The following is a 10,940-nucleotide window of genomic DNA, read 5'->3' on the forward strand; positions in this document are numbered from 1 at the left end:
GGGTTGCACCGGCTCCGCCGGTTTGGCCTGTTCCCGGCTCCGCCGCTCGAGTTAGTCCCCCCACGGTCGCTGGAGGTCCCCTCGATGCACACCACCGAGAAACTCGGTCCGATCGGCCTGATCGGCCTCGGGAATATCGGCGGAGGCATGTGCCGCCGACTGCTCGACCGCGAATACGCGGTTGTCGGATTCGACGTCTCGACCGATGCGCGCGCCATGGCCGAGAACGCGGGAGCATCCGTCGTGAGTTCTGCGCGAGAGGTCGCCGAGACCACGTCGGTAACGATCAGCTCCCTTCCTAACTCCACTATCGTGCTCAACGCATGTGCGGGCCCCGAAGGGTGGCTCGAAGGAGCATCGCAGGAGTCCACGCTCATCGAGACTTCCACCATCGAGCCTGCCGCGATCCGCGATCTCGCCGCCCTCGCGCATGCACGCGGAAAGCATGTCCTCGACGTCGCACTCTCGGGAGAGCCGCCCCAGGCGGCCGCCGGAGAACTAGTCTTCCAAGTGGGTGGCGACGAGAAGCTGTTCCAGCAGCACAAGGCCCTACTGGAAGCGATGTCGCGGAAGATCAACCGGACCGGCGACATCGGTACAGCAAAGACCGTCAAGCTCGTGAACAACCTCATGTCGATCGGCAACATCGCTGTTGCCAGCGAAGCCTTCGTGCTCGGAGTGAAATGCGGCATGGACCCCACCCGACTGTTTGAGATCCTATCGGTCTCCGGTGGCCGCTCAGCGCATTTCAATCACGACTTCCCTCAGGTTCTGACCGGTGACTATACACCCGGATTCCGCACCGGACTTGCATTGAAGGATATTCGATTGGTAATGGATCTGGCGTCCTCGATGGGCTACTCCACCCGGCTAGCTCCAGTCGTCGAGGCACTCTATGCCGAGGCGTGTGAGCGGGAGAGCGCCGACGAGCACTTCACATCAGTGGTAAAGATTTACGAGGATGGCGCTGGCAAGCGAGTGTCCCCTCGAGAGTAGCTGCTAAAAACGCATGCATCGCATCGGCGCACATCCCTTCCAGCTCCGGAGCGTCGACTACTCAAGTCCCACTCCGCCTTGCAATGGACGAACCGCCGGGCCCACCTTACAAATATCCCTCTATTGCGCCTGCCCGTCTCGGGCCTCGTGGCTGCCGAATCTCCGACGATTGCGATGAAACCTTGACACATCAACGACATCTTGTCGACATGCCTTGGTCTGACAATGTAGCGGCCTGCGCAAAGACTTGCTGGAGGCAGAAGTCATGACAATGCTTGCAGCGCGGTGGCCCCCTCCTGGCGACGACTCGTTCATTCCCGCTGAAAACCCATACTGGGACCCGGAAATCGAGACGATGCCCCCAGAGGAGCGTGCTCAGCTCGTACTCCGCAAGCTCAAGGCGCAACTTGCCTATTGCGCCTCAAATTCCGATTTCTATAGGGGAAGGTGGGCAGCAGCCGGCATTGATCCGGGCTCCATCTCTTCCCTTGATGACATCCGACGCGTGCCCATCCTGCGTAAGGAGGAGCTCCGGACCGAGCAAACGGAGCACCCTCCGTTCGGTCGATACCTCTGCATTCCTCGGGACAAAGTTCTGCGCATCCACGGGACCTCTGGTACTACCGGACGCCCAACCGCTTTCGGGGTGAGCCAAGGCGACTGGCAGCGCATCGCGACTGCGCATGCTCGCATCATGTGGGCGGCCGGAATCCGGCCGAACGACACAATCTTCATCGGATCCTTCTTTGGGCTTTACTGGGGCGGATGGGGCGCACTCATCGGGGCTGAGCGGCTCGGCGCAACATGCTTCCCTTTCGGCGCTGGGGTTCCTGGCCAAACCCTCCAGGCGGTCGAGTGGCTAGCCCAGATGCGGCCTACCGCCTTCTACGGAACACCCTCCTACGCGCTCCGAATTGCCGAGGTGGCCCGCGATGCAGGGTATGACCCGGCTGACTTCGGAATCCGCGTCCTCTTCTTTTCTGGCGAACCCGGTGCCGGGATTCCGGCGACAAAGCAGCTAATCGAGTCGACGTTCGGCGGTATCTGCATTGATATGGGATCTATGGCCGAGATGTCGCCATGGATGTCCAACGCGGAATGCCACGAACGTACCGGGATGCACCTCTGGGACGACCTCGTTTACACAGAACTGCTCGATCCTGTCACGGAGGAGCCGGTAGGACCCGGCGAAGTAGGGGTCCTCGTTTACACCCACCTTGAGCGCGACTCCCAACCGATGATCCGGCTCTGGTCGGGCGATCTCTCCCGGTATACGGACGAACCCTGCCCGTGCGGACGCACCTACCGTCGGCTACCCGATGGGCTGCTCGGACGAGCCGACGACATGCTTGTCATCAGGGGCGAGAACGTGTACCCGGCAGCCATCGAAGAGGCCATCCGCGCTGCAGGTTGCTCGGGCGAGTTCCGCGTAACGGTCGTACGCCAGGGCGCACTGGACGAGATGAAGGTGCGCACAGAAGCGGTCGCCGGGCACTCCGACAACGACCTTCGCAACTCGGTGGTCAGCCACCTCAAGAAGAAGCTCGGTCTCAGGGTTGAAGTTGAGATCGCACCGGCCGGTTCGCTCGAGCGGACAGAATTCAAGTCTCGGCGCGTATCCGATGAGCGCACGATGAGCCAGGATGTCCAGTCCATCCTGGATTCGCGATGACACAGATGTCAATCGCCCGGACGACACGCGCCAACGACGGCGTGTGTATGAGTGTTTGAGGAGAACGCGGGAGATGAAGAAGCTCGAGCTGATGCCCATCGAAGAGACGGTGAAATGGGCTAAGCACAACTCCTGGTATGTGGCCGACCTACTGGCTAGGCGGGGAACGGAGGGCGAGAATCCGCTCATCCCCCGTGCTGAGTACGAGATGCTGTCCTTCCAGACCACATTCCTCCAGCACCCGTGGCTGTACCTCTGGCTCGGGGAGAAGGTCGGGATGGAGGGCATCCGTGACATCTGCAGCTCCGGCCACCGCGAATTCGGGATCAAGACGATCACCCCGTGCAACATCCAGTGGGGTGCCGGCATCGCGCTTTTCGGCCGGCTCTTCCTAATCGACGGCGGCCTCATCGGCCCGAACGACTACATCGACAACCTCCGCATCATCTACAGCTTTTGGAAGACTATGTTCGAGGGCTACATGCGCGAGGGCAAGCCCGCGGTCATGGATGTGGGTTACGTCCTGCAGGTCCTCGACCAGGACGTGGTGGAGGACCTGGCCACGCAGGTAGAGCCGCTCGACGACCCAGAACTGCGGGCTACGTTCGGCCAGTTCAATTCTCTGGCCCAGCTCATGGGCTTCCTCGACCATTACGACTGCCGCCTCGGCCTGGGCGACACTGGCCCTTATGAAGTGGACGACAAGCTAATCCTGGTCCGGGACTGCTTCGTGAACGAGAAGTCGTTCCCGTGGACCTTCGTCGTGGGCGACCTGCCCTTCTCTTACAGCATGGTCCTGACCTTCGACAAGAAGAAGATGATGCGGGATCGCAAGAACGGCAAGTTGAAGATGTTCTCTATTTACAACACCGGCACCCTCTTCTGCGACCCACCTGACTACGAGGACGAGGCACTGCTGGATGTCGCGGTCTACATGCGGGACCAGGATTACCCGAACGGTACGAGCACCAGAATCCCGCTCAGTGAGCTGCCGGAGCACATCGCGAAACTGGAGTCCGCCGTTGAGCGCATGTACCAGTACCTCGCCATGAAGCCGTGGTTCGACAAGATCCTCGAAGGAAACTGGGTCTACGTGTCCGCGTCGCTGCCCTACGTCCGCGCCCACGACCTCGAGGCCGAAGCTGCCGAGATGGGATTCTGGGACATGGACCTGCGGAGCATGGAGTATCTGCTCAAGGGTTACACGAAGGCGGGTGAAGTCCAACGGAATGCCACAGCGGGCCTGGGGGCTCCTCCCCTGCAGATGCCCGGATTCCGCTGCCGCGGAACAAAGCTCGGCCGGTACGAGATCCGGAATTAGACAGCGACCGATCTCAGTCGGAAAGGACTGACGATGACAGCGCAGGGGATCAGGGAAGACTCGACAGACGCGGTTGCGCCAACAGTCGAAGCGCAGAGTGGAGCTGTGGTGGAGCCGAAGGTCAAGGACGCGAGCGAAAAGCGGTTCGAATGGTCGCATGAGGAGTGGGCAGTCGACGTCGAGCTCGACACGGCGGAGTCCTTCGAGGAGTGGCTGCACCGGGAGACCAAGTACTACATCCGAGCCAACGCGGGCTTTTACGGTCAGTGCGTGATCGTCTGTATCGAGAGCAAGGGCGACGAGTTCCTCTGCTACGTCGACTACTACAAGGGCAAGTTCCCGCCGTGGTACAACGCCGAGGAGTTGTCCGTGCTCGATATCGACGAGCTGCGCCACGATGCTCCGCAGGTCAAGTGGGATGAATGGGAGTGGACCACGCTTCAGAAGAACGACTTCCCGCTGCGGTTGAAGGAGGTCATCTTCCTCTATCCGCCCCAGGAACCGACCATGGAATGGCTCTTCCTCTCCCCGGAAGAGAGCGGTCTGGCAGAGATGGATATCTGAGAGCGGAGGATAGGCGAGATGAGCGAGAACGACATCCCGGGGTACCAGTTCATTGGCAAGGGCTACAGCGTGGTGCCTGTGGGAAAGCACGAAGGCGTCGCACTGAATGTCAATACCCCGCAGGACATGATCAAGCTAATGTCCGATCCAGTCAAGGTCAAGGAGACGGTGGTCATCACACCTGGTGGCACGACCACGTTCGTGGCTCCGCTGCTCTACAAGAAGCCTGCAGGAATTGTCACGTTCGCAGGCACTCCTGAATCGCACCTCGGAATTGTCGGGCGCAACTTCCGCGTCCCAATTGTCATGACGCTTACCCTTGAAGGCCTTGACAATATCCCCGACGGCACCCCCCTCCTGATCGATTGCGCAGGAAAGCTCGGTTCCGTATATATCAAGGACGGAGCGAGCAACGGGTCCGCCCCGGGCGATGCATGAGTTCCGACCGCGGTCGTGACGAGGTGGCGCATGCTGACTGAGCAGGAATTCTTGGTATTGAACTCGCTGTACCTAAAGAAGATGACCTCAGTTTGCGGCCTCGCGGACATTGCTGGGCTTTCGGTCGGTGAGGTACAGCCTCTCGTTGGTAGGTTCACTGCGCAGAACTGGGTGATGGACCTCGGTGACGAGCTCGTCATTCAGCCTGGCGGAATGGTGGAGGTGGAGTCCTACTATCGTGAAGTCTTCACCGATCCGGCACTCCAGGATGGCATCGCTCAGTGGTACCGCCGCTTCGAGACCGTCAACACCAGATTCATCAAGCTGGTGAGCGACTGGCAGCAGTCCGACGGCGACGCGAAGGTGCTGGACCGAATCGTCTCCACGGTGGAGCGGCTGATCAATTCGATCGGCGAGGTTACTCATCTGGTTCCACGATATTCGGGGTACGTTCGCCGGTTCGAGCGGAGCATCGCGAAGGTGGATCGAGGCGATCTCGACTTCGTCTGCACTCCGACCGTCGACTCCGTGCACAACATTTGGTTCGAGCTTCACGAGGATGCTCTGCTCCTCCTCGGGAAGGAACGAACCGAATGACCGTGGGTATCCCCGCCGAGGCGCCACCGCAGACAGCAATTTCGGATCACGCGGAATGCCGAGGCGGGGATACCGTCGATAGGTCAGCGAGCCGGAGGGAAGGCCGGTCCACCAGGGCAGACTGAGGATCAGAGAGGCGGCACTGTCATTGTGACGGGCGAAATCCAAAATTCCGAGGTTCGCGCCGGCGCATGTCGGATGTTCCTGCTCCGGCATGGACGAGCCGAAATGCCCGACGCTGAGGGTCAGGTCTGGAACTACTCCGACGCTGCCCTCACACACGAAGGTCGCGCTCGTGCGTCGCAGTTGGCTGCAACGTTGGCGGGCGCAGGGGTCGAAGCGATCTTCACCTCGCCGATACCCCGAGCCCGGGAGACCGCGGAGACCATCGCGGGTGCTACTGCACTTCCCATCACAGCCGACGGCCGACTGCGCGAGGTCGACATCGGCGACTTCGAGGGGATCACCCTTTCTAAGCTGCGGGAGACTGACCAACGCTTTCTTCCCTGGCTGGAGGTCTACTTCGGAGGTCGCCACGCCGGTCCCGACTTTCACGTCCCGGCCGAACTTGCGTGGCCGGGCGGCGAGTCGGTCGCCGACGCCCTTCGTCGGGCGTTGCCAGCGTTCTGCGCCATTGCCGCGGCCTGGCAGGGCCGGACAGTGGCCATCTGCACTCACGCATACGTGCTGCAGGCGTTCCTGTGCCACGTCGTTGGGGCTGACGTCGCGCAGTACTGGTCGTTCGCGGGTCTGCCAGCCTCGCTCACACTCGCCGAGGTCAGTCCGGACGGACGAGGAGTGCTGCGGACGCTGAATGGCGACACGGAACTGCCTTCGTTCGCTGGAGGCCGGCTGGCGTTACGAGAGCGGACCGTGCCGGACGGCGCGCCCGACCTACGCAGCACCAGCAGGATCTTTTTGATACGACACGGGCAGTCAATGGTCGTCGAGGACGGTGAACCAGTATATAGCCACAATCCGATCGGCCTTACCAGGCAGGGCGCGCAGCAAGCTGAGGAGCTGGCAGCCGAGCTGGCGACCGTTCGCCTCAACGCGGTGTACACATCGGACCTGAACCGGGCCAGAGAGACGGCCGAGCCGTTGGCCGCCGCGCAGGGATTGGTTCCGATCGTCCGGCCCGAGTTGCGAGAGATCGCACTCGGGGACTTCGAAGGGATGACGCTGGCTCGCATACCGGCCGCTGACGAGCGCTTCACCCCCTGGCTGGATGTTGCGTTTAACGAGCGGTTTCCCTCGGTTGAGTACCACCATCCGGTGGACCTTGCTTTTCCCGGCGGCGAGAGTGTGGTCGACGTCTACCAACGCGTCATCGAACCATTCCTGCAAATTGTGCGCGACCACCTCGGAGAGACCGTCGCGCTCGTCAGCCACGCGTGGGTCATCCAGCCGCTGCTCTGCCACATCCTCGGTGCGTCGCTGACAGACTACTTCCGCCTGCAGCTGCGCTACGCACTGCCGACCCTCGTGGAGGTCGACGGGAACGGACAGGGGGTACTTGAGACCTTCAATCGCGGGACGAGCGTGGCCCTCGCTCCTCCGGCCGAGAGTAGGGTTGCCCCATGAGGGGCCATAGTGGCGTCGGCGGCTGCTGGAAGCGCCACCGGAAACTATGATAAGATAATTCTTATTTCAGCGACCCTGAGAGAATCTGACATGGGAGATCTGGCATCTTCATTAGTTCCGGTCAAGCACCGGCGCGCGTTTGAAGACATTGTTGTCCAGATCGAGAACGCGATTCACGATGGCGAACTCAAGGTGGGCGACAAGCTCCCGCCCGAGCGGGAGCTGGCCGAGATTTTCAGGGTGTCGCGGGCATCGGTGCGGGAAGCTCTACGTGTGCTCGAGGCGTTTGGAGTTCTGACCGCACGACGAGGGACGGGTTCAGACTCCGGGTTGATCGTATCGGCGCACAACGATAGTCCTCTCTCCGGGCTCTTGCGGCTGTACGCATCTCTACTGCAGCTGCCCCTCATCGACCTGCTTGATGTGCGGGAGGCGCTCGAGATGCTTAGCGCGCGGCGCGCGTCTGAGCAATGCAGCGCCGAAGACATCTTCCGGCTGCGCGGCATTATCCAGAGCATGCGTGACTCCAGAAGCCCTGAGGGCTTTCTGACTCTGGACACCGAGTTCCATGTCGTGCTTGCGCGAGCCTCGGGGAACTCTGTCGCCCCTCTCATCATGAGTGCCCTCAGGGACGCGATCGCGCGGCAGATGCTCGCTGCCTTCCAGGCTCTGGAGGAGTCCGGGAACTGGCGAGCAGAACGAGCACTACTCATCCGCGAACATGCCCATCTACTCGATGCCGTCGAGTCGCGGGATCCGGATGCTGCCGCAGGTGCATTTCAGCAGCATATCCGTGATTTCTACCAACGCGTGTTCGTCGAACGGGGTACGTCGGCCGAGGAATCGTCGGGCACGCCGGAGTGACCCGTCCTCGGCAAGGTCGGCGCGCGGTATCCGTTAGCTGCTCATCCTGGATATAGCACGCGCTGCGCTAGATTCGGTGCGCCCGTTTCAATGACGGGGGACCTGACATCACCGTGCACGGTTCGGGGTGCCTCACGGCTAGCCGGCAGCACATAGCGGCCGTGGGCGCAAGGAAATTGGAAGGCGAATACTTTCAGCCCCTCCGCGACAGGACCTGTGGGCCCCTCGACCCAGCAGGAGGGGTCAGATCAAACACGATTCCGCACGACATCAACGGCTTGGTGGACTCGAGGTGGATCGGTCATTGTCACCGCTCACAGAGGGCTCAGCGTGCATCCGCGACGTCGGTGGTTTGACGGCACGCCACGACCTTAGGGTGCGGTCTGGCGCCCTGTTGCGCAGCGATACGCGCCGAGCGCTGACTTCAGCTGACGTCGCCCACCTCACAGCTCGTCTGCGGCTCGAATTGATTGTCGACCTGGGAATGGAAAGTGCGCGCGTCGCCACCTCCGCAGTGAGCTACCTCGAGGCTCCATTGCACAGTACGCCAGTTGCCGGGATTTCTCCGCAAGAACAGGTCCTACGGTTCCTCCTCGGGCATCTTGAGTCAACAACGTCGTTTCTTCCGACAATCATTCGGGGCGTTGCTGCAATGGCAGGCCGACCCGTGTTGCTGCACAGCGCTGGGAGTACCCAACGAACGGGGCTCGTGATCACGCTGCTACTGGGCATTCTTGGTCTCGATGCAGAGCAGATTATCGCAGACTACGTGCAGGTTGAAATGGATGAGCTTGCGAAACTGCGCCGCCAACAGATAGGCGAAGTCCAACGGATGGGCGAAACGCGCGACCTTTCCGGTACGTCGGGCAAAGACGAAGGGTCGCGCTACTATGCGATTCGCACGTTTCTCATTGAGCTCGATTTGCGCTATGGAGGGGCGCAGGGCTGGGCCAGGACGCGCGGAATCCCTGAGGCTTTACTGGACAGGCTTCGATCCGCCCTCTTGGTGTCTCCGCGGCAATGAGTCCGCGCGGTCCCGTGTGTGGTCACGGGACCCGAGGACGCTCCCGAACGGACAGCGGGGGGAAGACTAGAATGGTGACGGCAGCGGGCACCGTACCCACGCGAGGCCGAGAAGGAGTTCGTCTAAGCTGACTCTCGCTCTCGCCAAGGGGGGGTCGCTGTGACATCTAAAAGGACACTAGATGGCCGAGATCGCTGCACGTTTAAGTCAGGTTGCGATGAATTCAATCACTGAGGTCGACGCGTTTATCAGCGCCAGCCTCTCGACGGACGAGATTACACCAAAACTCAAGAATGGAATTGATGCGGTCCGAAACGGGCTACGTGCAGTGGCGACAGAAGGCGCTAACCGCAAGGCGGGGATCTGCGACTGCCCTGTTGATCACTTTAGCGAACTGATGCAGGACGCGCACGAATCCGTATCTGGATCGACGCCGTCACTTGGTCCTGGTCGTAGCATGGCGGCTGCGATGTTGCGGATCGCTTCGGCCGTCGCTCGTCGCGCGGAGGTTGATCTCGTCGCGGCCTCGATCGTGACCGCAGCGTCTCTTGGGTTCATGAGGGCTGTCCCTGGCCTTCTCACAGCGATTGCTGATGAACTCGATGCCGAAGAATGGCGGCGAATCCCCGTCGAAATCAGGACTGACAAGTAGATGAACTATTTGACTGCGAGGATCCCGCTCGCTTCGGTAAGCTCCAGTGTCGTACCTTATCAACCGAGGAACGATTTAGCCCGCCCCGACACTCGGCATCGGGCACATCTCGCGTGGCACGTTCGAAGGGTGACGGCCGGGCGACCCCCGGGCGCTGGCGCAAGGGCCTTGAGAAGTGCCGTGGCCTCACGCTTGTCGAACGAGAGATTGCGGCCGGCGACTGTGTTTATCGGGGACGCAGCCATGCCACGACCCGGAAGCACCGCATCTCATCGTGGGCCCGACAGGTCGATAGGGTCCGCCGCGTTCCTGCTGATCACTCCGTCGAAGACGTTTGCGCCGGGACACCGCCTAGGTCCTGGCGGATCGGCGCGGCGCCCGCGGAACCCGCGTCGCCCGCTGAGTCGCCTGGATAATCGTCCTCCTCCGCGCGGATGACCCCTCATCTGTCGGCGCACTCGGACTGTGAATGCCGCTGTAGGTGCAGACTGCTCTGTAGCTGGTCCGGCTGGTCCGGCGCGTCAGATCACGATCGACTCAGAGAGGACCCCCGCTGGGGCAGCTTCCACAAGATCGGGTTGTACACCTGGCGGTGGTCGCGCCAGCGGCGGCCGTTCCTGGCCGCCGCGGACTGCTGAGGAAACCCCCGCCTGCTCGGAGAGCCTTCGATCGAGCAAGCGGGCGTTCCTCTGTGTTCTAGCAAGCCCGGCGGAGCGATGGCGTGGACGTCGTACGCCGGAGGGTAGTGTGGCGGTCCAGGAATTGGCTTCTCCGAAGAGCCGGCTTCCGGGATCAGATCGGCCGCGCTGGATGTCAGAGTCGCTCCATCCTGCCGTCCCGGGGCCCACCGCCATCCGGTGCTCGTCCCGGAGCATGGTGCGCCAGACGTGCTTGGTGAGGCGACGTCGCAGGCAGCGCATCGTCTCGATGTGGGCTTGCCGCGGGCGATGGTTCGGTCGCACTAAGCGCTTCCGCGGCTGCCGGGCATGCGGACCTGGGTCAGCGCGATGGCGCAGTGTCCGGTAGTGCTCGATCTCGACGACAGCGACCTGAGCCGTCTGATCCGACGGCTGCCATGGCCACGGCTAGGTGTCCCGCCGGCAGAGGTTGTTGACACGGTGGGCGGGTGGGTGTCCGCCGAGCGCGGTGTGGGGCCTGTGGAAGTTGTAGCCGTGCAGCCAGGTCGGGAGCGAGGCGACACGCTCGGCTGAGGAGTCGAACACCGCTG

Annotated in this window: 11 protein-coding genes; 10 read left to right on the plus strand and 1 reads right to left on the minus strand. The window is 61.9% G+C overall.

All coding sequences use genetic code 11. From position 1 onward, the window contains the following. The first annotated feature begins 84 nt into the window (after window positions 1-84). The 10 genes from PSU4_RS29480 to PSU4_RS29525 all read left to right on the plus strand — a co-directional run bounded on the left by PSU4_RS29480 (window position 85) and on the right by PSU4_RS29525 (window position 9,712). Complete coding sequence (locus PSU4_RS29480; protein WP_147115723.1) at window positions 85-996, plus strand: NAD(P)-dependent oxidoreductase; 912 nt, start codon at window positions 85-87, stop codon at window positions 994-996. A gap of 265 nt (window positions 997-1,261) precedes the next feature. Continuing rightward, complete coding sequence (locus PSU4_RS29485; RefSeq protein WP_147115725.1) at window positions 1,262-2,668, plus strand: phenylacetate--CoA ligase family protein; 1,407 nt, start codon at window positions 1,262-1,264, stop codon at window positions 2,666-2,668. A gap of 73 nt (window positions 2,669-2,741) precedes the next feature. Further along, window positions 2,742-3,989 carry a hypothetical protein gene (locus tag PSU4_RS29490; RefSeq protein WP_147115727.1) on the plus strand — a complete coding sequence of 416 codons (1,248 nt, stop codon included), beginning with the start codon at window positions 2,742-2,744 and terminating at the stop codon, window positions 3,987-3,989. Between the two features lie 33 nt (window positions 3,990-4,022). Beyond that, window positions 4,023-4,553 carry a hypothetical protein gene (locus PSU4_RS29495; RefSeq protein WP_222596446.1) on the plus strand — a complete coding sequence of 177 codons (531 nt, stop codon included), beginning with the start codon at window positions 4,023-4,025 and terminating at the stop codon, window positions 4,551-4,553. Between the two features lie 18 nt (window positions 4,554-4,571). Then, a complete protein-coding gene (locus PSU4_RS29500) occupies window positions 4,572-4,991 on the plus strand; it encodes a PEP-utilizing enzyme (RefSeq protein WP_147115729.1) in 420 nt (139 codons plus the stop codon). A 30-nt stretch (window positions 4,992-5,021) separates the two neighbouring features. Then, entirely contained in the window at window positions 5,022-5,588 is a 567-nt protein-coding gene (locus PSU4_RS29505) for a hypothetical protein (RefSeq protein WP_147115730.1), read from the plus strand. Window positions 5,589-5,786: 198 nt separating this feature from the next. Continuing rightward, window positions 5,787-7,172, plus strand: a complete 1,386-nt coding sequence (locus tag PSU4_RS29510) for a 2-carboxy-D-arabinitol-1-phosphatase (protein WP_147115732.1) — start codon at window positions 5,787-5,789, stop codon at window positions 7,170-7,172. Between the two features lie 90 nt (window positions 7,173-7,262). Continuing rightward, a complete protein-coding gene (locus PSU4_RS32860) occupies window positions 7,263-8,036 on the plus strand; it encodes a FadR/GntR family transcriptional regulator (protein WP_147115733.1) in 774 nt (257 codons plus the stop codon). Between the two features lie 292 nt (window positions 8,037-8,328). Continuing rightward, window positions 8,329-9,060 carry a tyrosine-protein phosphatase gene (locus PSU4_RS29520; protein WP_147115735.1) on the plus strand — a complete coding sequence of 244 codons (732 nt, stop codon included), beginning with the start codon at window positions 8,329-8,331 and terminating at the stop codon, window positions 9,058-9,060. Window positions 9,061-9,241: 181 nt separating this feature from the next. Then, window positions 9,242-9,712 carry a hypothetical protein gene (locus tag PSU4_RS29525; protein WP_147115737.1) on the plus strand — a complete coding sequence of 157 codons (471 nt, stop codon included), beginning with the start codon at window positions 9,242-9,244 and terminating at the stop codon, window positions 9,710-9,712. A 1,085-nt stretch (window positions 9,713-10,797) separates the two neighbouring features. Here PSU4_RS29525 and PSU4_RS29530 read toward each other — a convergent pair. Beyond that, window positions 10,798-10,935 carry an integrase core domain-containing protein gene (locus PSU4_RS29530; RefSeq protein WP_373866109.1) on the minus strand — a complete coding sequence of 46 codons (138 nt, stop codon included), beginning with the start codon at window positions 10,933-10,935 and terminating at the stop codon, window positions 10,798-10,800. Window positions 10,936-10,940: the final 5 nt, after the last annotated feature.

It is taken from the genome of Pseudonocardia sulfidoxydans NBRC 16205, assembly GCF_007989085.1.
GTDB classification, from domain to species: domain Bacteria; phylum Actinomycetota; class Actinomycetes; order Mycobacteriales; family Pseudonocardiaceae; genus Pseudonocardia; species Pseudonocardia sulfidoxydans.